Here is a 20,743-nt window from a genome sequence, read left to right on the forward strand (position 1 = left end):
GGAGCATTTAAACCAATCCGATACGGTGCTGTATTGATATTGCACCCGCATGCGATGACAGACACCCGTTTCCCGACGCGTCGCTGTATTAAGGTTATATCGGTTCAGGTGCCTGTTTTATCGCGAAAGTTTGCACAGCCGCCCAGAAGCCGTATGCAGGGCAACGCAATCATGTCACCCTGAGCCTCCCTTCCCGCACAACGCTATGCTTGCGTAATTTGCAGCGCCATATCAATCGAGATAGCCATACTTTCGGGATTCGCTTTACCGGTCCAGGCAATGTTAAAGGCCGTGCCATGATCGGCTGAGGTGCGCAGGAACGGTAAGCCTGCGGTAATGTTTACGCCGTCGTAGAAGCCCAACAACTTGAGCGGAATATGGCCTTGATCATGATACATAGCCACAACAATGTCATACATGCCCTCATTGCATTGCATAAATACGGTGTCCGGCGGGCACGGGCCATAGACGTTTATGCCCTGCGCCTTCATCGCGTCAATCGCCGGTGTCAGCACGCGAATTTCCTCATCTCCGAACAACCCATTTTCACCCGCGTGTGGGTTAACGCCCGCAACCGCAATACGCGGCTGGCTATAACCGACCCGGCGCAAAAACGTATCGGCAATTCTGATTACCGTTTCAACGCGCGCCTGGCTGAGCGTATCCAGGAATGTCCGCAGAGAAATATGCGTGCTGACGTGGATCACTTTGAGTTTATCGGTGTAGAGCACCATCGAATAATCTTTGGTGTCAGTTAATTTTGCCAGTAATTCCGTATGGCCTGGATAATGATGGCCAGCCATATGCAGCGCTTCTTTATTCAGCGGAGCCGTCGCAATCGCTTTCACATCACCGCGCATCGCCATTTCTGTTGCACGTTTGATGCATCGATAAGCCACATCGCCCGCTTCAGGCTGCACAACCCCACACTGTAGTGCCTCCGGATGTGCCACTTTCTCATCGATAATATGAATAACGCCCGGCATAAAGGTGGCTTCGGACACGTTATTAATGACGTTTAATTCCGCCTGCGGCGTTATGTTCATTGCCAGTATGCGGCGGAACGTTTGTACACAACCGATAACCACAACGGGCGAACCCGCTAACGCGCCCTCGGTTAAGGCCTTAATAATAATTTCAGGACCGATCCCAGCCGGATCGCCCATCGTAATCGCCACAACATTCGTCACTTATTTTCTCCTCAACGACGCTCAAAATTTTTAAAGGGGGAGATTCATTACCCAAACACCGGCTTTCGTTAATCCCGCCTGACGTCAGTCACAACCGGATGCATGCCCACCAGGAACATATTCCGCCGCCCTTCTGTGCCGCGTTGCGTCCGGGCCGAGACGGTTGCAGCAGCCCATTTAGCCATCCCTGACGCCTTGTCGCTAAAATCAGCCCAGCGTGCAAACCCGCACTGCCGTCGTTGAGCGATTTCACTCATCCGGTCAACGGTCAGAGATATGGCCCTCTTGTTTTGTCGCCCCATGTCGTCAAAAGCGCCTGAAGATCAGAGTCACAACGCACCTCATCAGTTTTCACTCCTCACCATAATGATTATATTCAATCACATTCGATTATATGTGAGCAAGATCAATTTAATAAAGCGCCATTTTATTTATAAATTTAGACAGTGAGTGAGCGAAGTTAAGCGGAATGAAGAATTTCAGTCATTTATGGGGAGACAGACGTGGCATTAATTAACAGCACAATATTGAGCGGTTCCGACGCGATAAAGGCACTGACGCCGGTTGTCGCGGACAAACAACACCTGCTGGTTTTGACAGACAAGAACATTGTAAATTTGCCCGCGACCACGCAAATCATGACATTGCTCAGTCAGGATGGCCGTCACGTTAAACTGATCGATGATGTTCCGGCAGAACCCACGCATACCGATGTTGAAGCAGTGCTGTCGCGTACAGCAGGTAAAACGTTTGATTTAGTGGTGGGCATTGGCGGTGGAAGCGTACTGGATGTGGCGAAGCTGCTTTCTGTGTTATGTCACGTTGCGTCACCCTCCCTTAAGGCGCTGTTTGATGGCGTGAAAATTACAGCCCGTTTACCCTCACTGCTTATTCCCTCGACGGCGGGAACGGGTTCGGAAGCAACGCCCAATGCTATTCTGGCTATCCCTGAAAAAAACACCAAATCAGGCATCATTTCCCCTGTGATGCTGCCAGATTATGTCGCATTAATTCCAGAACTGACCACCAGCATGCCTGCGCATATCGCCTCATCAACGGGCATTGATGCACTGTGCCATTTACTGGAATGTTATACCGCCACCATTTCGAACCCTGTGGGTGACAACGTTGCGCTGATGGGCCTGCATAAGCTGTTCCGGAATCTGGAAACATCCGTCACTGAACCGCATAACCTGAACGCGAAGCTGGAAATGCTATGGGCTTCTTATTATGGCGGCGCGGCAATCGCGCACGCCGGCACCCATCTTGTTCATGCGCTTTCGTATCCTCTGGGAGGCACTTATCACCTGCCTCACGGCGTCGCCAATGCCATTCTGCTGGCACCCTGTATGAAAGTGGTGCGCCCGTTTGCCATCGACAAATTTGCCACTGTCTGGGACCTGATTCCGGGCGCCGATATCACATTGACCCCGGAAGAAAAATCGCACGCGCTGGTCGACTATCTCGCCAAATTAGTTAAACGGCTCAATCTGCCGGATAACCTGGAAACATTAGGCGTGCCGTCAGGTGATATTGATGCGCTGAGCGAATCTGCACTCAATGTGAAGCGTTTAATGAACAATTCACCCTGCGCTGTAAATCATCAGGATGTGGCTGATATTTACCGGACCCTGTTCCCTAAAATTTAACCGCCGAAAGGAGTGGGTAAAGATGAAAAAAATAGAAGGTGTACTTACAGCGATTGTGACGCCTTTTACTCAGGAAGGTGATCTTTATCTTGATGAACTGAAACGCCAGGTTACCCGACAACTCAATGCCGGTAACGGTATTTTTTGCGGCGGCACAAATGGTGAGTTCTTTGTTCTCAACGAAAAAGAAAAGCTTACTGTTACAGAAACCTGTGTTAACGAAGTGTCGGGGCGGGCAAAGGTTGTTGCCCATATTGGTGAGATATCGACCCGGGACACCCTTCGCCTGGGTAAACAAATTGAAAAGCTGGGCGTGGATGCGGTTTCAGTAATCACGCCCTATTTTGTGCCGTTAAATCAACGCGAACTGATTAACCATTACACGGCAATTGCGGATGGCCTTTCCGTACCGGTTTTTCTGTACAACATTCCGGCCAGAACAGGCAATACGATTGAACCAGAAACCGCCCGCACCCTTGCTGCCCATCCCAATATCATTGGTGTAAAAGACAGTGCCGGAAGTTATGAAAGCCTGCGCGACTATCTGGACACGGTAAAAGAATGCGATAACTTTGACGTGCTTAACGGCCCCGATTCACTTATCCATCAAGGCTTTGTTGAAGGGTGCTCTGCCTGTATATCAGGCCTGGCTAACGTTGCACCGCACCAGATAAATGCGATCTGGTCACGCTTTCATGCCGGCGATATTGACGGATCACGTCAGGCGCAGGAACAGGTCACAGGGTTACGCACCGATCTTTATAAGGTCGCCTTTTCACCTGCAGCAGTAAAAAAAGCGCTACAAATTTTAGGCCATAACGTGGGCGAGAGCCGTTATGCCATTCATTTTGACGCTGCGCAGAAAGAGGAAATTCGCAGAATCATTAACCTGTACCTGAAATGATAATAAGAATTTATAAATTTTAAATACCGGGAGCATAAAGTGCTCCCCGAATTTATCTTGCTCTATCTGAGGCTATAATGAAAACATTCAACGCTCAGGACACCCTGATAATTATCGGCATTGTATTGGCATATATTCTTTTTACCACCTGGCTGACATTCCGGTTACGTAGTAAAAACTCGGGCGATTTTATGGAAGGCTCAAGAGCCATGCCAGCCTTTATTGTAGGTATTCTGCTGATGTCAGAATATATCGGTGCAAAATCGACTATCGGCACGGCTCAGGCCGCCTTTGAAGGTGGGATTGCCGCGTCCTGGTCAGTCATTGGCGCCGCTATTGGCTTTCCCCTTTTTGGCATGATTCTGGTAAAACGCATTTATAATACGGGTAAAATTACCATCTCGGGTGCGATTGCTGAAAAGTACGGTAACAGCACCAAAAATATTATTTCACTGATCATGATTTATGCCCTGCTTTTGGTCAATGTGGGAAATTATGTCAGTGGTGCGGCGGCAATCGCCACTGTATTACACGTGACATTGCCGGTTGCCGCTTTTATTACGGCTGTAGTCAGTACGTTCTATTTTGCCTTCGGCGGTTTAAAAGGAATCGCCTGGGTCACCATGCTACACAGCGCGCTGAAATATTTTGGTATCCTGGCTATTCTTTGGTTTGCATTGTCACAAACGGGCGGCCTCAAGCCTATGATCAATGAAATGCCCGCTTATTACTGGACCTGGGACGGTAATATCGGCGCGTCAACCATTGTCGCCTGGCTTATCGGGACGATTGGCTCGATCTTCTGCACCCAGTTTGTCATTCAGGCTATCTCGTCGACCAGAAGTGTGAAGTCAGCGCAGCGCTCGACCTGGATTGCCTTTCTGTTCTGTATGCCGATTGCGTTGGCGATTGCCGTTATCGGTGTGGCAGCCAAATATCTCCACCCCAATATTGACAGCCTGTATGCATTGCCGGTGTTTCTGCAGGATATGAATCCCTGGCTGGCTGGTCTGGTAACGACCTCACTGGTTGCCTCTATATTTGTCAGCGTCAGTACCGTTGCCCTGGCTATCGCGTCGCTGGTGGTGAAGGATTTCTATGTGCCTTATTTCAAACCCACGACAGAGCAGGAATTTAAAACCACGCGCTGGTTGTCGCTGCTGATTGGCTTTCTGCCGCTGATCTTTGTCCTGTTTGTCCCTGAAGTTCTGAAACTGTCCTTTTTTACCCGAGCGATTCGCCTGTCTATTACCGTTGTCGCGGTCATTGCCTTCTATGCCCCGTTCTACAGAAGTACTCGCGGTGCCAATGCCGGCCTGATTGGTGCGTGTGTCGTGACCTCAGTCTGGTATCTGGCAGGCGATCCGTTCGGTATTAATAACATGTATATCGCGCTACTGACGCCCGCATTGATCATGGCGATTGACCATATGATCCCCAGCAAAGCCAGAACCGCAGCGGCTGAACACGCCAGAGCTGCCGCAGGAAAAGGAGAATAAAATGACTGTAACCGTAACGCGCGATGGCATCCTGACGCCATGGGAAAAAGATGACCGCGTACTGACCGCAATGCTGCCTTCGTCATGCCCACAGAACCACGCCGCCAATATTTTACCGCTGCACGATGGTTCCCTGCTCTGCGTCTGGTTTGGCGGCACACAGGAAGGCATAGCCGATATCTCTGTCTGGTGCTCGCGCTTACCTGCAGGCAGCCATATCTGGAGTGAGGCGATAAAACTGTCCGACGATCCAACCCGTTCTGAGCAGAATCCCGTTCTGTTCCTCGCGCCCGACAACGTGCTGTGGCTGTTGTGGACCGCACAGCTGTCCGGTAATCAGGATACGGCGATTGTCCGCTACCGCCAGTCTGGCGATCTGGGTAAAACCTGGGGGCCCATTGACACGTTACTGGATAAACCGGGCACCTTTATTCGTCAGCCCATCACCGTGCTGGAAAACGGCAACTGGTTACTCCCGGTGTTTTACTGCCGCACACAGCCGGGTGAAAAGTGGGTGGGTAACGACGATATCAGTGCGGTGAAGATTTCATCCGACCAGGGTAAAAGCTGGCGGGATGTGGTTGTGCCGGAAAGCCTGGGGTGCGTGCATATGAATATCACTGCCCTGCAGGATGGTTCGCTGGTTGCCCTTTACCGCAGCCGTTGGGCAGACAATATCTATCTCAGCCGATCCACCGATGGTGGTGAGAGCTGGACAGCGCCTGAAGCCACGGTGTTACCTAACAACAATTCGTCAATTCAGGTGACGACGCTGCAAAGTGGCGAACTGGCGCTGGTGTTTAATAGCATGAGCGCAGCCGGGGCAACGGAACGTCGCGCGTCACTCTATGATGAGATCGATGACGGTGACGGCAGAAAGGAGCCAGAAGCAACCGGACGAAGCGCTTTCTGGGGGGCGCCACGCGCCCCAATGACTGTCGCAATTTCCGCCGATGGCGGCAAAACCTGGCCGTGGCAGAAAAACCTGGATGAAGGTGACGGTTACTGTATGACAAACAATTCTCAGGAAAAACTGAACCGTGAGTTTTCCTACCCGAGCATTAAACAGGATGCACAGGGTACCTTACATATCGCGTATACCTATTTCCGCCAGGCGATTAAATATGCGCGCGTCACACCCGACTGGGTGAAGGAGTAAGCAGATGATTATCGGCAATCTGAACGCCCTGCCGCTGGCAGGGTTACCCGAATCCTTACTGGCTCTGCTCCGGTTACCCGACTGTTCTCTTGAAGCACTGGCCGCAAGGGATATCGGTAGATGGCAGCCGGAAAATGCAGCGTGGTTTTGCACGATCCAACAGGCCACCACCCAGGACGCCACGCTGCGTCATACGGAATACCACCATCTTTGGACTGACATTCAGGTGATGCTGGAGGGTGAAGAGGTCATTTATGCTGGCACCCAGTCCATTGCCAGGGCCGGAGATGAAGAGCGCAAACCCGATTTGTATATCGCGCAGCCAGAAGCATTACCGGTTAGCATCACTTTGCGTAAGGGAGACTTTGCGGTCTTTTTGCCCGGTGAACCCCATCAGGCCCTGTGTGCCGCAGGCGCGCCAGTAGCCGTTCGTAAAGCCGTCTTTAAGGTACCGAAATCGATGTCAGGAGGTTGAGATGCGTCACGCTATCGTTACAGGCTACAGTTCTGGCATCGGCAAAGCGATTACTCAGGATTTATTGCAAAAGGGCTGGAAAGTTACGGGGCTGAGCCGGACGCAGGGCGAGGCAGCCTTACCCAACCTCAACGGCATCGCCGTTGATCTCACTGATGCCGATCAACTCAGGTCGGCAATCAGCGGGCTTGATACGCCGGATGCGCTGATTCACGCCGCAGGAATGATCGTCGCCGCCCCGCTGGGCGAACTGGACGGAGCGGCCAGCAAACGCTTGTGGTCGTTGCACGTTCACGCAGCCGAAGTGCTGATCAATCACTTTGCGCCAACGCTTAAGCCAGGCAGCAGGATCGTCGTTATCGGCAGTCGTACCTCGCGCGGTGCCGCCAATCGCTCGCAGTATGCGGCAACCAAAGCGGCGCTGGTTGGCATGGTCCGCTCATGGGGAATGGAACTGGCTCCTCGGCAGATTACGGTGAATGTTGTCGCTCCCGGCGCAACCGAAACGCCGATGCTGACCAAACCTGAACGGGCCTCATCCGCCCCCATCCTGCCGCCAATGGGACGCCTGATTCAGCCAGAAGAAGTGGCTTCACTGGTGAGTTATTTACTCAGTGAACGCGCTGCTCCCATCACAGGTCAGGAGCTGGTGATATGTGGAGGCGCTTCACTTAAAGCCTGATTCGCCGCGTGGTTAAACCCGCGTTTACCGGCTGGTTTAACCACGGCTGTCGCGCTTATTCCGGTGAAATGACGTGAGCCCTTCCCCTTTTTTATTCACATTACGTCACGGGCTTTGCCCGCATAGCGATCTAAAACTCTTCCGGCTCGCCGGGTAGCGGTTCGGTCAGTTCCTGCCCTTTCACACCCGCGTACGTGATAATCAGCTCAGCAGGACTTTCCAGCGTAAAACCACGATGCGCACTGTTGATGGTTTCATTCAACGCTTCACCAGCCTGAAAAGTTTGCTGCTCACCCGTTTCTTTATCCTCCACCACTAACGTCCCTGAAAGGACAAACGCTGCATTGGGCATCGGATGAGTATGCCAGGGCAAGGCGGTTTGCGCCGGAAGGGTTAAGCGTATGACTGTCAGTTCGGGTTGTCCCTGCGGATAAGCGTCAATATGTTGGCCATTCCATGCCTGGCAACTTTTGAGCAGCGTTACCGCCTTAATTTCTGATGCTGATGCGTTATCGCTGTTTTCACCTGACATCGTTTCTCCTGATAATGACGCCCCGGGCCGGGCTGAGTGACTCGTTTAAAAATAGCTGATAATTCGCCAGCACACTTAACATCAGCAATTGAAAGGCGGCAGAGACAGCGATAACAGCGCTGATGTTTTTTTATCCCAATCAGAGCATGATGGTTATATCTTATAGCGACGCGTAAGTACGCAATACCGTGAATTTGTATTAGGCTTTCGGCATCAAATACTGACGGGAATCCCTAGATATGAAAGGTTTATTGACGGCGCTAATCGCCAGTTCCGTATTATTATTGTCCGCCTGCTCGCCTGATAACGATCATAAAGTGAAAGTGGCTATTAATACGGGTCCTGATGAAGCTATCTGGAAAGAAGTACAGAAAGTAGCCAAAGATAAGTATCAGCTGGATGTTGAAGTGCTGAACTTCAATGATTATGTTTTGCCCAATGAAGCACTGAATAATAAAGAAGTGGATGCGAACGCCTTTCAAAGCCTGCCTTACCTTGAAGAGCAGTCAAAGGAGCGCGGCTATAAATTTGCCGTTGTGGGCAAAACGTTTGTTTTCCCTATCGCTGCCTATTCGCACAAAATTAAAAATATCAGTGAGCTGAAGGATGGCGATACCATTACGATATCAAATGAAGCCACCACGCTTGGACGCAGCCTGCTGCTATTACAGGCTCAGGGGCTGATTAAGCTAAAAGACGGTGTGGGTTATTTACCAACATCGCTGGATATTACCGATAATCCCAAACATCTGAAGCTGGTCGAAGTGGATACACCACAGCTTACCCGCACGCTGGACGACCCAAACGTCACCCTTTCCATTATTAATACCAACTTCTCTGCGCAGGCGGGGTTATCTGCTCATCGCGATGGTTTGTTTATGGAAAGCGCCTCTTCGCCGTACGTTAACGCCCTGGTTTCACGTCAGGACAATAAAGACAGCGATAAGATTCAAAAGCTGAAAGCTGCATTTCAGTCTCCTGAGGTCGCAGCAAAAGCAGAAGACGTTTATAAAGGCGATGCCATTAAAGGTTGGTAAATCCGCTAGCCTGGGGCAAGCCGCGCAGCAGGCGGCCTGTTCCAGGCATAACGTGCCGTCAGGCGGCAGCGCCTTTGGTTTGTGCGGACAGATGCCCGGCCCATAAGCTGGCAATCCACCGGACCCCTTTCGTGGTAAACCGCGCCTGTGAGAAAGTATGCTGATTTTCTGCCGTTCCTGCATGCAGGGTAAAGTAACCCGCCTGCAGATGGTAATGCTGTGGTGTCAGTGCGCCCTTTTCACGGTACATGATATTGCGGTCGAGCAGAAACTGACGAAAATCCGTTTCTTTCACTTTCAGCATTTTACACAGCTGACGAAAACCGAGCGCGGTGTCCACATTCACGAAATCGTCGAAAAAGGCGGCTTTTGGCGCAGATTCGGCCAGTTGCTTTTCTGCAGCACGGCGCTGTTCAAACTGCTCCGCCCAGGCGCGGGCCGCCTCGGCGGGATTCGTGAAATCAGGGAGATGAACGCGTTCTTCACGCGCCTGCCAGCGATCAAGCGCTTCCGCGGTAAAGCCAGGCGAAAGCCGGGCCACCGCCAGAAGGGAATCGCGTTTATTCAGGTGATATTCCTGGCGCATTTCGCCCTGGTGTTCATAGAGATTGACCAAAAGTGGCTGGGACAGGCGCTGTGCCGTTTCAAGGCTTTTGATTAACCGTTTAACTTCACCATGTGTATTTCCGGTCATTTGAGCAATTTCCCGGCTACTCATTGTGATGGCATGATCCGTTGCGTTGAAAGTTTCTGTCGACATCATCATGGGCTTTACCCCCTAATCATTCCAGACAACACCCAGCGGGCAGTGGAATAATTATACAATTACCTGTTTAAATATCCAGTATTATTTTTAAGCAACATCATAAATGGAATGCGTTACACAATCGAACAGCGATCGCGATACCGGAGGCACGCAAAGCATGGCCCTGTGCTTTTCACCTTGCCAGGGAACCCGGGGCACACGCGGAAGACCGCAAAAGCGAGTGAAAGGTAAGCGCACGGGGTTTACATCGGTTTATACTGTCCGCTATTCATCACTGAATTCAGCCGGATACTGCTGTCCGGCAGCGGGATCGATGTCTTTATGATGTGTGACTGGCAATGGTACGCATCAGAGAATTTATAGTCATTCGGGAAGATGAGCGCGTCTGCCGATCTCTCAGGAACCGGATGTCACGTTGACTGGAGTAAGTTATGCAACCGTTAAGAGTCGCCTTTATCAAGGCAAACTGGCACAGCGAGATTGTTTCTCAAACCCTGGCTGGATTTCAGCAGGAAATGGACAACAGCAGCACGCCCTGTGAAATCAAAACCTGGGATGTGCCTGGCGCCTTCGAAATGCCGTTACTGGCACAACGCCTGGCACAAACTGGTAAGTTCGATGCAATTGTCTGTGCGGCTCTGGTCGTGGATGGTGGCATTTACCGCCACGATTTTGTCGCTCAGGCCGTCGTGAACGGACTCATGCAGGCACAACTGGCGACCAACGTGCCCGTGTTTTCCGTCTCACTGACACCACATAATTTTCAGCCTGCCGATGAATTCATTCGCTTCTACACCGAGCATTTTGTGAAAAAAGGCAAAGAAGCGGCACGCGCAGTCCGTCAAATTCACGCCATTTCACTGTAAACGCACGTGGTTTTGTCTGTTTAACAGTCTGTTTATCACAGCCAGGCGGCGCGCTTATCCAGAGTGCCGCTATTTCAGGAGACAGTATGGAAGCCCCACGCCAGCCTTTACCACCGTTTACCGATGTACAACAGGCCATAACGAAAGTGCGTCTGGCCGAAGATGCCTGGAACAGCCGCGACCCCGAACGCGTTTCACTGGCTTACTCACCTGACAGCGTCTGGCGAAATCGCGATATCTTTCTGAGCGGACGTAGCGAAATCGTGGCGTTTTTGCGCGAGAAATGGCAGCGAGAAGCCGAGTATCGGCTGATAAAAGAGCTGTGGAGTTTTCACTCAAACCGCATTGCGGTTCGGTTTGCCTATGAATGGCATGACAGCGCGGCAAACTGGTTTCGTTCTTATGGCAATGAAAACTGGGAATTTGACGAGAATGGCTTCATGGTCAGGCGCCACGCCAGCATAAACGACGTGGCGATTGCCGAGAGTCAGCGTTTGTTTCACTGGCCTCAGGGCCGCCGACCGGACGACCATCCTTCACTCAGTGATCTTGGCCTGTAGGCAATTTCCGTGAAACATGTCTGAGATCCACCTGACGCACCCTCTCGCGTCGGGTGAGACAGAAAAGAACAGCACCATATTGTCTGAACCGTTCACCTTCAGGCCGTAAACAGCAGCCCTGACTTTTCCACTACCTGGGCATTTTAGTTCCGGCAAGGCTGTTCACGCCGACAATTCAGGTCAGTCACATCGGACTGACCCTCCCGCCTGATGCCTTAACCTTGTTCCTGCGCAGCGTCGTTTGATTTAGGCTGCTCAACAAAGGTCGCTTTATTGCGCGTCACCGTGTAGGCCACTTTTTTCACGTCGTTAGGTGACGTTGTCACCTCAAGGGGATCAATGGTTACGCGTCCCAGACCAAATAAGGTACGGACGTAACCGCCGACTTCATGTTTACCCGCCGGGACATGCAGGACTTTACTTTCGCCATTCGGCAATTCGCCAGCATCTTTACCATCCACGGTCAGGTAAATATGGGAACCGTCGTCAGCACGCGTAATCACATGAGAGACATCAATCTGCGTTTGTCCTTCGGCAAAGGCGTCAGCAGGATTGGCGGCAGGCTGCTTTTTGGCGCAGCCTGACAAGGCAGTGGCGACCGCGAGTGCGGCAAACAGATAACGATAACGCATTGTGGCTGTGTGACTCCCTGACAAATGAGCACGTTATTTTAGCGATTTCAGAGCATGATGGAAGCCCGCAGGCGCTCGGCATGCTCTGAATTTTGTCAGTAAGCAATGCGAAGGGTAACGAGAAACAGCCTGGCTGAACAGAGGTCGCCTGGCACAAGCGTGCCAGGCCTGATCGCGATCAGCTAAACACCATTCCGCCATCAACCAGGATAGACTGGCCGGTAATATAATCCGAGTCCGGTCCTGCGAGGAAGGCTACACAGGCGGCCACATCGTCGGGCTCGGATAAACGGCCCAGTGTGATTCTTTTGGCGAAGGCCTCGGTACCATAACCTGCAGGCTGACCTGCGGCTTCGGAAATTTGCCGATCAATTTCTGCCCACATGGGGGTTTTGACAATGCCCGGACAAAAACCGTTTACGGTAATGCCCGCCGGGGCGAGATCCCGGGCTGCCGTTTGGGTCAGACCGCGCACGGCAAACTTACTCGAACTGTATATCGCCAGTTCAGGATTTCCGACGTGGCCAGCCTGGGAGCAGGCATTAATGATCTTTCCGCCGTGCCCCTCCGCTGCAAAGGCTTCAACCGCGGCCTGCATACCCCAAATCACGCCTTTCACGTTGACGTTGTAGACTTTATCAATGATGTCTTCCGTAATGTCCTGAACAGGCGTGGACGGCGCAATCCCGGCATTATTGACAATGACATTAAAGTCGCCCAGCACTTCACGTGCCTGCTCAACCGCGTGAAAAACCTGATCACGCTTTGATACATCAACCTTGATGGCTAATGCACTGCCCTGCGCTTTTTTAATTTTTTCCGCGACCTGAGAAGCGGTATCAAAATTAAAATCCGCTACCGCAACGGCAAAGCCATCTTTCGCCAGGCGTAACGCAATGGCCTCACCAATGCCCTGGCCCGCACCTGTTACCAGCGCCACTCGATTTTTCATCATCATGTCCTCCGTTCCTTCGTGATTAAAGAAGCTGACTCAGATGGAGTTGTCCCATCAAAAGGGGGTTATCCGCATAATCCACCGGTACAGCCACAACCGCCGGCCCCTGCACATCCATTGCTTTACGTAGTGTCGGCTCAAGTTCAGCTGCGCTGGTCACCGCAAACCCCGCGGCGCCAAACGCCTCGGCATAGGCTTTAAAATCAATGGGCCCAAAATTGACACCGGACACACGTTGATATTTTTTCTCTTCCTGCATCGCCACCATGTTGTAGGCATTGTCGACCCAGATAATGTGCAGGATATTGGCGTTGAGCCTGACCGCCGTTTCCAGCTCCATACTGGACTGGAGAAAACCGCCATCCCCTGATACCGACACCACTTTACGTGATGGATCGACGAGCCAGGCACCGATAGCCCAGGGCAGCGCAACGCCCATGGTTTGTTGTCCGTTAGAAATCATGATTTGACGCGCACGGAAGCTGTAGAGGTAGCGGGCAATCCAGATATGAAAACTGCCCATGTCCACGGTAAGACTGACGTCACTGTTGATGATGTCCTGCATCGCCCGGACAATACGCAGGGGATGAAGTGCAAACTGATTCAGACTGGCCCCCTGAAGCGCCAGTAACTGTCGCTGTTGTTGGCGATCGTCCAGTATGCTGGCAGCCTGCTGACTAAGTTGTAAGGGTGAGGTTATCCGTGTCGCCAGCTTGCCCACCGTTGCCGCGATATTCCCCACTAACTCAGCATCAGGTAAATAGCGGTTGTCGGTTTCCGCCGGGACGACATCAATATGAATTAACGTCGCATTACCGGTATTCCACATCGCCGGTTCGTACTCAACCGGGCTGTAGCCAATCGTGATAATCAGATCCGCCTGCTGGAGTAGTTTGTCACCGGCCTGGTTATTGAAAAGACCCACGCGGCCAGCAAAACGGGAAAAGTGCTCCTGACGTATCGCGCCTGCTGCCTGATAGGTGCTGGTAACAGGGATATGGCTGCGGTTTAACAGATCGTGAATGGCCTCGCTGTTCTCAGGCTGGCTTGCCATCAGGCCAAGCAGAATCACCGGATTTTTTGCTTTGGCTATTTCACGACTGACCGCATCAATCATGACGTCGGGTGCCGCCCCCAGGGTGATACCGCCTTTGCTGGCCAGGACTTTGCCCGTCACCGGCTGGTCGACAATATCCTGTGGCAGGCTGACAAACGCACCGCCTCCGCGACCATGCTCCGCATGGCGAAAGGCATTTGACACGCATTCAGCCAGGGCGGAGGGATCGGTCACCTCTACCGCATATTTTGTAACCGGGCGGAACATAGAGACGGTATCCAGGCTTTGGTGGACCTGCTTGGCGCTGTCAGAGCGTTTGACGGCGCCCCCCAGCGCCACAACCGGATCGCCTTCGCTGGTCGCGGTCGCCATACCGGTCACCAGATTGGAGCAACCAGGACCGGAGGTGACCAGCGCCACCCCTGCTTTTCCGGTCAGTCTGCCCACCGCAGCGGCCATAAACGCAGCATTGGCTTCATGCCGCACGGGAATGGTCTGAACAGACGAATCCAGCAATGAATCAAAGACTTTATCGATTTTTGCACCCGGAATACCAAACACATGGCTGACGCCCTGTGCTTCCAGTTGCGCGACAACCAGGTCGGCGCCGCAGGTCCAGAGGGTTGTATCTGAGAGGGTTTTCATATTCAGGCCTCGTTATTAGCTTTCGACAGAACGGATAGCGTCATCCAGGTTTTCGGGCGTCAAATTGGCGTGCAGGAAATCACTGTTTTCCGGCAGGTCGATGACCAGCTTGCTGATGGCGCCAAAGGTCAGCGTGCCCTCTTCAAGCACGTAGTCGAGAATGTGACCGCCTCCGGTTCTGTCGTCGGTGATAAAATGTTCGTGGTACCCGGCGACGTTAATGCCCTGCATGTACTGTGGCGTACGGAACCCGATAAGCTCACCGCTGCGATGAGAAAATTCAAAGATGGGCTGATTGCCGAGCACTTCTGGCATCGAGCGGTATGGGCGGCACTGACACGGGACGGTACGGGTTTGTACCGATGAAAAGTGGCCGCTGACACGTAAGGCACAGAACTGATTGTCCGAGGTGATTTCACTGTCAATTAACTGGTGCAGCTCATGACGTGGAACAGCACGTTCGAAAGTGTGTTTATGCTGAGGCTGGAAGAAGGTCATAACCGCAAAGGGCGTTTTCTGCTCAGGATGGGCAGGACGGGCGCTGCCATCCGCCCGTAACTGATAAACATTGCTGTCGAATGCAATCAATTCTCCGTCGAGCTGGTTGAACGTGCCCAGGCCAAAGTCGCCCTTACGCAGTAAATCTGCAATTCGGGTTTCACCTTCGTAAACACCGCTCAGAAGTGCACTCATCAAAGAGGTTTGATACATAACACTTTCTGGCATATTTTTTTGCAGTTTGTTCACCGTATCTTTAAGTTGATCCTCGCAGGAACAATCAGTTACAAAATTGCTCATTGGATGCCTCATGGGTTAACTGTTAAGCCGTGTTAACATTATGGTGGTCCCGTTTGCCGACAGAATCCAATAGCAAAACCTGTTAACTTTGAGACGTTTTTAATATGGAACTGCGCCATCTACGTTATTTTGTTGCGGTCGCACAGACTCAACACTTCACCCGAGCGGCTGAACTACTGGGCATTTCGCAGCCGCCGCTGAGTCAACAAATTCAGCGCCTGGAGCATGAAATTGGTACCCCGCTGTTGAAGCGGCTGACACGTGGTGTGGAACTGACAGAGGCTGGAAAGACTTTTCTGACAGATGCGATTGAAATTGTTCAGCTGGCCGATTATGCCCTGGAGAAAGCCAGAGGCGTTGCCCGTGGGATGAGCGGAAAAATGTCATTAGGTTTTGCGAGTTCGGTGGCGTTTAATCCTCGTGTGTTCGAAATCATTCGGCACTTTAAAGCCCGCTATCCTGCACTGGAATTAATGACCCGCGAAGAAAACATGTCTTTGCTGATACAGGATCTTCAGGAAGGACTACTGGACGCGGCGTTTATTCGTTTACCCTGTGAAAGCAGTCGGTCATTTAATTTGCGGGTTATTTCGACCGAGCGGATGGTGTTGGCACTGCCTGCCGACCATCATCTGAAACATAAAACGGCCATTGCGCTAAGTGAGTTGGCAGACGAAACGTTGATTATTTTTCCACGTGAAGTTTCGCCCAGTTTGTATGAACTCATTGTCAGTGCCTGTTTACGGGCAGGTTTTTCGTCTTCCTCTTTCCAGCAGGCCCCGCAAATCAGCTCTTCGCTGGGGATGGTCGGCGCGGGCTGCGGGATTGCGCTGATCCCTGAATCCATGATTTGCGTACAGAATCCCCACATTTGCTTTCGTGACATTGCAGAGAATACGCTCTTTACGGATGTCGCTTTTGCCTGGCGGCGTAATAATGCCTCCAAGGCCGTGAACCATTTATTAGCACTCATTCCTGCGCGTTAAACACTCAGCGATCACTCCTTTCGGTGGCAGAAACGAAGCGGGAAAAATGAAAGATGCAGTATGAAAAGGGGAAATAAGCGCTGCGAATATATCCCCCTGATGCGTCACCGGGGCTATTTCATGTTGCCTTTGTGTTTTCACATAAATGAAATTTTCATTCGCATTAGCTGAATTAATGCACCACATTGGTGCAAAAAAGTCAATGCCATTTCTAACATTTAATTAACTTTTTGAACCTTCTCAAAGAACTGATAAATGGTTGATTTTTTAGTTTATGCATCTTTTATGCATTCCTTATGCACCCGTAATGGGAATTTTACCCGGTTTACCTGCACTATTATTCACTCTTATTCAGCGTTAATCGAAATAGCATAGCGATAATGCGTGCCGGGCCGACATCATATTTTTTCTGGCAGTGATAAATTATATAGGCGCTGAAAAGCGTGTTTTTTCCACGGCTCAACACAATAAATAACGTCGATAAGAAAGGTTTTGTATGGATAAGTTATCTTACGCGTCTGACAGTAGTACATCCGCCTGGTCTACCTACCTTCAACAAATCGATCGCGTTGCCCCTTATTTGGGCGATCTCTCTCGCTGGATCGATACGTTACGTCATCCTAAACGTGCCTTAATCGTTGATATTCCTTTGCAAATGGATGACGGTACGATTCGTCATTTCGAGGGTTACCGTGTTCAACATAATCTGTCACGCGGCCCCGGCAAAGGCGGAATCCGCTATCATCCGGATGTTGACCTGAATGAAGTCATGGCACTCTCCGCCTGGATGACCATCAAATGTGCCGCTGTGAACCTGCCTTATGGTGGTGCTAAAGGCGGGATTCGTGTAGATCCCTTCAAATTGTCTGAAGGTGAGCTTGAGCGTTTAACCCGCCGCTATACCAGCGAAATTGGTATCATCATCGGTCCACAAAAAGACATTCCGGCACCCGATGTCGGTACCAACGGTAAAGTTATGGCCTGGATGATGGATACCTACTCCATGAATCTGGGCACCACCGTGACGGGCGTCGTGACAGGTAAACCTATTCACCTGGGTGGATCGCTGGGTCGCGAAAAAGCCACCGGTCGCGGCGTATTTGTTACAGGTCGCGAAGTGGCGCGCCGTGCCGGTATTGAGATTGAAGGTGCGCGCGTCGCCGTTCAGGGCTTCGGTAACGTTGGCAGTGAAGCGGCACGTCTGTTCAGCCAGGCTGGCGCACGCGTCGTGGTGATTCAGGATCATACCGCTACCCTGTTCAATGCCGACGGTATTGATATGGATGCACTGACGCAATGGCAGGCCGAAAACAAACAGATTGCTGGCTTCAAAGGCGCACAAGTCATTGATAAAGAGGCCTTCTGGCACACGGAAATGGATATTCTCATTCCGGCAGCCCTTGAGGGTCAGATTACCCGTGAACGCGCTGAGACCCTGAGCTGTAAACTGGTACTTGAAGGTGCCAACGGTCCTACCTATCCCGATGCTGACGATGTGCTGGCAAACCGTGGCGTGATTGTGGTCCCAGACGTTATCTGTAACGCCGGCGGTGTGACGGTCAGTTACTTCGAATGGGTGCAGGATATGGCCAGTTTCTTCTGGAGTGAAGACGAGATTAATAAACGGTCTGATAAAATCATGACTGAAGCCATGATTCACGTTTGGGAAAAAGCCAAAGAGAAAGACTGCTCTCTGCGCACCGCAGCCTATATCGTTGCCTGTGAGCGTATTCTGATGGCCCGTAAAGATCGCGGTATCTATCCGGGCTAAGCCAGTAAAAAAACAACCCGCGATGTGCGCGGGTTGTTTTTATTCAGCGGCTTTCACTTAACGGAATTGCTGCACCGTCTGGGCCAGCTGTTGCGCCTGATCTTCAAGCGAACTGGCTGCCGCCGACATTTGTTGCACCAAAGCCGCGTTTTGCTGCGTGGTTCCGTCCATTTCATTTACCGCAATCGTCACCTGACTGATCCCTCGCGCCTGTTCATCTGACGCGGCAACGATTTCGTTGATGATACTTTGTACAGAGGAGACAGCCTGGGTCATTTCATGCATCGTTTTGCCTGCCTCATTGACCAGCGTGACGCCGCTTTGTACCCGGGCACTGGACTCTTCAATAAGCGCGGCAATGTCTTTGACCGCACCGGCACTGCGTTGCGCCAGGTTTCTGACCTCAGAGGCCACTACCGCAAATCCGCGCCCCTGCTCGCCCGCCCTGGCCGCCTCAACGGCTGCGTTGAGCGCCAGGATATTGGTCTGGAAGGCAATGCTGTTGATCATGGTCGTGATATCGCCAATCTTCTTTGAGCTGTCATCAATTTGCGACATGGTCTGTACCACCTGGCCCACCAGGTTTTCGCCCCGGCTGGCAATGGTTGTCGCATTTCCGGTCAGGTGCGTAGCCTGCTGGGCGTTATCCGCGTTCAGGCGAACCGTGGCGCTGATTTGTTCCATGCTGGCTGCTGTCTCTTCCAGTGCTGCCGCTTGTTGTTCGGTGCGCGAGGCTAAATCCAGGTTGCCGCTGGCTATCTCACTGGCCCCCTCTCTGACAGACGCGCTGGCATCTTTAATCTGGCCCACAATGGATTGCAACTGGCTCTGCATGGTGTGCAGGGCGTAAAACAGGCTGGCGTTGTCACCGTGCGCGACCTGAATATCATTGCTCAGTTTGCCTTCCGCAACGGCCAGCGCAATGCGGGCTGCTTCTGCGGGTTCGCCACCAAGCGGGCGCATTACTTTGCGATTAAACAATAACCCCAGTACGGCACCTACCAGCAGGATGCTCACAAGCATTAAACCGATAGCCCAATAGAGCTGGCGGTTCGCGGCGGCCATGACCTGGCTTACAGGGGCGACAATTCCCACATACCAGGGCTTATCGCTGTTGCCTGTCACCACCGGATACCAGGTGTACATGGCTCTTTCACCCAACACCGGATCATCATGTTCGACGATCTGACGGGTAAAATTGTCTTTGTCGCCTTTCCATTCCTTACCGGCGTCATTTTTGACAGGTGAAGATACCACTTTGCCACTGTTCGAAAGCAACAGCGCATAACCCGTATCCTGCCAGGGTTTTATCTGGTTCACTTTTTGCTGTAATGACGCAAGCGAAATATCCGATGTGACCACCGCCATGAGCTTGCCTTGATCGATAATGGGTGAGGCAACCGAGGTCAGTAAGGTTGGCACGCCGTTGTACGGGTAGCTGTAGGGCTCTATCAGGGTATCTTTACGCGACTGTTGAGGGACAAGATAATAATCCCCCTGGCCAGGCGTCAAATAGGAGAGCAGCGGATGCATGGCATAGTTGCCGGACTGATCGCGGTCAACAAACCAGGCATAGCGGCCCTGAGGTGGCTGTCCTTTCTGACCAACAAACTCCGCATCGCGACCGTCAAACGCGTCAGGTTCAAAAATCACGGACATAGAGAGATAGTCAGGGTTGGCCCTGAGGGAATACTCCATAATTTTGTCGGCAATTTTCCGGTCATTAACGCCCGCTTTTGGTAAGGCAATCAGGCTTTGGCCAAGGCTGTGTGCCATATCGCGCGCGTAACTCAGCTCTTGCTGAATCTGCAGGCCGCGACTTTGTGCAATCTGTTGAAGATAATTTTCCGCTAAGTTTTTTTGCTCTTTTGCCGATTGCCAGCTCAGGACGCCAATAGTGACGGTAAAACCAAGCGTAATAGTCAGGCCACCGGCAAGCAGCATCTGGGTGCGGGTGGTCAGTGTTTTTTTTGCGGGTTGAGAAGTCATGCGGATTCCCCTGAAATCGATCGACTTAATTGACTTCCCTGCCAGACAGACGCTTTTATGTTCCTTAAGGATCTATCGGCGCTCAATAAACGAACTTTAATTCTCATGACTCAAGTCAGACCTTAATCACAACGTTCATCATCAGGGGGAAAGCGCATGATTTCGAAAGAGAACGCAGAACATTATTTCTGGGGTGAGCAGTGTGAGGGTTGGCATCTGCTTAAAAGACACGATCTGAGCATTATTTATGAGCAGATGCCGCCTGCAACACATGAAATACGGCATTATCATGTGCGATCGCGGCAGTTCTTTTTTGTGCTGGAAGGCCAGCTCAGCCTTGAGGTGGAAGGTGTGGTGCATCATCTGCAGACGCAACAGGGAATTGAAATTCCCCCCGGCGCAAAACATCAGGCTCGCAATATCAGCGATAACAGCGTCACTTTTTTAGTCATTTCTCATCCCACAACGCGTGGCGATCGTCACGATGTCGTCTGAACACCGGGCGGGAAAGTGAAATTTTGGTAACTTATCGCGATGATTTTGACCTGAAACAATAAACGGGCGGAAAAAATATGTCAGTTTGTGCCCTCT

At 51.7% G+C, this 20,743-nt stretch carries 20 protein-coding genes; 12 read left to right on the top strand and 8 right to left on the bottom strand.

The features are described from left to right. Window positions 1-203: 203 nt before the first annotated feature. Window positions 204-1,190: a D-threonate 4-phosphate dehydrogenase gene (locus G5574_RS21865; RefSeq protein ID WP_006121964.1), complete on the bottom strand. Its 987-nt coding sequence runs from the start codon at window positions 1,188-1,190 to the stop codon at window positions 204-206. Between the two features lie 503 nt (window positions 1,191-1,693). Between G5574_RS21865 and G5574_RS21870 the strand changes: the two genes are divergently transcribed. The 6 genes from G5574_RS21870 (at window position 1,694) to G5574_RS21895 (ending at window position 7,558) form a co-directional block, all read left to right on the top strand. Continuing rightward, window positions 1,694-2,839 (top strand): iron-containing alcohol dehydrogenase, encoded by a 1,146-nt coding sequence (locus tag G5574_RS21870; RefSeq protein WP_164483302.1) that lies wholly within the window; start codon window positions 1,694-1,696, stop codon window positions 2,837-2,839. Between the two features lie 22 nt (window positions 2,840-2,861). After that, window positions 2,862-3,743 (top strand): dihydrodipicolinate synthase family protein, encoded by an 882-nt coding sequence (locus G5574_RS21875; RefSeq protein ID WP_054634020.1) that lies wholly within the window; start codon window positions 2,862-2,864, stop codon window positions 3,741-3,743. Between the two features lie 77 nt (window positions 3,744-3,820). After that, complete coding sequence (locus tag G5574_RS21880; RefSeq protein WP_006121967.1) at window positions 3,821-5,242, top strand: sodium:solute symporter family protein; 1,422 nt, start codon at window positions 3,821-3,823, stop codon at window positions 5,240-5,242. A 1-nt stretch (window position 5,243) separates the two neighbouring features. Further along, window positions 5,244-6,401 carry a sialidase family protein gene (locus tag G5574_RS21885; RefSeq protein WP_039339480.1) on the top strand — a complete coding sequence of 386 codons (1,158 nt, stop codon included), beginning with the start codon at window positions 5,244-5,246 and terminating at the stop codon, window positions 6,399-6,401. 4 nt (window positions 6,402-6,405) lie between these two features. Beyond that, window positions 6,406-6,876 (top strand): NanQ anomerase/TabA/YiaL family protein, encoded by a 471-nt coding sequence (locus G5574_RS21890; RefSeq protein ID WP_164483303.1) that lies wholly within the window; start codon window positions 6,406-6,408, stop codon window positions 6,874-6,876. Window position 6,877: 1 nt separating this feature from the next. Next, a complete protein-coding gene (locus G5574_RS21895) occupies window positions 6,878-7,558 on the top strand; it encodes an SDR family NAD(P)-dependent oxidoreductase (RefSeq protein ID WP_033742424.1) in 681 nt (226 codons plus the stop codon). Between the two features lie 130 nt (window positions 7,559-7,688). Here the strand turns inward: G5574_RS21895 and G5574_RS21900 are convergent, their stop codons facing one another. Continuing rightward, complete coding sequence (locus G5574_RS21900) at window positions 7,689-8,090, bottom strand: cupin domain-containing protein (protein ID WP_006121972.1); 402 nt, start codon at window positions 8,088-8,090, stop codon at window positions 7,689-7,691. A gap of 239 nt (window positions 8,091-8,329) precedes the next feature. Between G5574_RS21900 and G5574_RS21905 the strand changes: the two genes are divergently transcribed. After that, window positions 8,330-9,127, top strand: a complete 798-nt coding sequence (locus tag G5574_RS21905) for a MetQ/NlpA family ABC transporter substrate-binding protein (protein WP_033742422.1) — start codon at window positions 8,330-8,332, stop codon at window positions 9,125-9,127. Between the two features lie 58 nt (window positions 9,128-9,185). Here the strand turns inward: G5574_RS21905 and G5574_RS21910 are convergent, their stop codons facing one another. Then, window positions 9,186-9,893: a phage antirepressor KilAC domain-containing protein gene (locus tag G5574_RS21910; RefSeq protein ID WP_006121973.1), complete on the bottom strand. Its 708-nt coding sequence runs from the start codon at window positions 9,891-9,893 to the stop codon at window positions 9,186-9,188. A gap of 431 nt (window positions 9,894-10,324) precedes the next feature. Between G5574_RS21910 and G5574_RS21915 the strand changes: the two genes are divergently transcribed. After that, a complete protein-coding gene (locus G5574_RS21915; protein ID WP_006121974.1) occupies window positions 10,325-10,759 on the top strand; it encodes a 6,7-dimethyl-8-ribityllumazine synthase in 435 nt (144 codons plus the stop codon). An 86-nt stretch (window positions 10,760-10,845) separates the two neighbouring features. Further along, a complete protein-coding gene (locus G5574_RS21920; protein WP_033742417.1) occupies window positions 10,846-11,319 on the top strand; it encodes a nuclear transport factor 2 family protein in 474 nt (157 codons plus the stop codon). A 215-nt stretch (window positions 11,320-11,534) separates the two neighbouring features. Here the strand turns inward: G5574_RS21920 and G5574_RS21925 are convergent, their stop codons facing one another. The 4 genes from G5574_RS21925 to budA form a co-directional block, all read right to left on the bottom strand. After that, on the bottom strand, window positions 11,535-11,951 hold the full coding sequence (locus G5574_RS21925; RefSeq protein WP_006121976.1) for a hypothetical protein: 417 nt from the start codon (window positions 11,949-11,951) through the stop codon (window positions 11,535-11,537). A 178-nt stretch (window positions 11,952-12,129) separates the two neighbouring features. Beyond that, a complete protein-coding gene (locus G5574_RS21930) occupies window positions 12,130-12,903 on the bottom strand; it encodes a (S)-acetoin forming diacetyl reductase (protein ID WP_033742618.1) in 774 nt (257 codons plus the stop codon). A gap of 25 nt (window positions 12,904-12,928) precedes the next feature. Then, entirely contained in the window at window positions 12,929-14,608 is a 1,680-nt protein-coding gene (gene alsS / locus G5574_RS21935) for an acetolactate synthase AlsS (RefSeq protein WP_033742415.1), read from the bottom strand. A gap of 15 nt (window positions 14,609-14,623) precedes the next feature. Beyond that, entirely contained in the window at window positions 14,624-15,406 is a 783-nt protein-coding gene (gene budA, locus G5574_RS21940; protein WP_033742414.1) for an acetolactate decarboxylase, read from the bottom strand. Between the two features lie 104 nt (window positions 15,407-15,510). On the opposite strand from budA, the gene G5574_RS21945 reads away from it, so the two are divergent. Further along, window positions 15,511-16,392, top strand: a complete 882-nt coding sequence (locus tag G5574_RS21945; RefSeq protein WP_033742412.1) for a LysR family transcriptional regulator — start codon at window positions 15,511-15,513, stop codon at window positions 16,390-16,392. 496 nt (window positions 16,393-16,888) lie between these two features. Continuing rightward, on the top strand, window positions 16,889-18,163 hold the full coding sequence (locus G5574_RS21950; RefSeq protein ID WP_033742410.1) for a Glu/Leu/Phe/Val family dehydrogenase: 1,275 nt from the start codon (window positions 16,889-16,891) through the stop codon (window positions 18,161-18,163). A 57-nt stretch (window positions 18,164-18,220) separates the two neighbouring features. On the opposite strand, the gene G5574_RS21955 is transcribed toward G5574_RS21950, so the two are convergent. Further along, on the bottom strand, window positions 18,221-20,152 hold the full coding sequence (locus G5574_RS21955; protein WP_054634027.1) for a methyl-accepting chemotaxis protein: 1,932 nt from the start codon (window positions 20,150-20,152) through the stop codon (window positions 18,221-18,223). Window positions 20,153-20,308: 156 nt separating this feature from the next. Here G5574_RS21955 and G5574_RS21960 point away from each other — a divergent pair, with 156 nt between their 5' ends. Then, window positions 20,309-20,647: a cupin domain-containing protein gene (locus tag G5574_RS21960; RefSeq protein WP_058702524.1), complete on the top strand. Its 339-nt coding sequence runs from the start codon at window positions 20,309-20,311 to the stop codon at window positions 20,645-20,647. Window positions 20,648-20,743 lie beyond the last annotated feature (96 nt).

The organism is Pantoea stewartii (genome assembly GCF_011044475.1).
GTDB lineage: Bacteria > Pseudomonadota > Gammaproteobacteria > Enterobacterales > Enterobacteriaceae > Pantoea > Pantoea stewartii.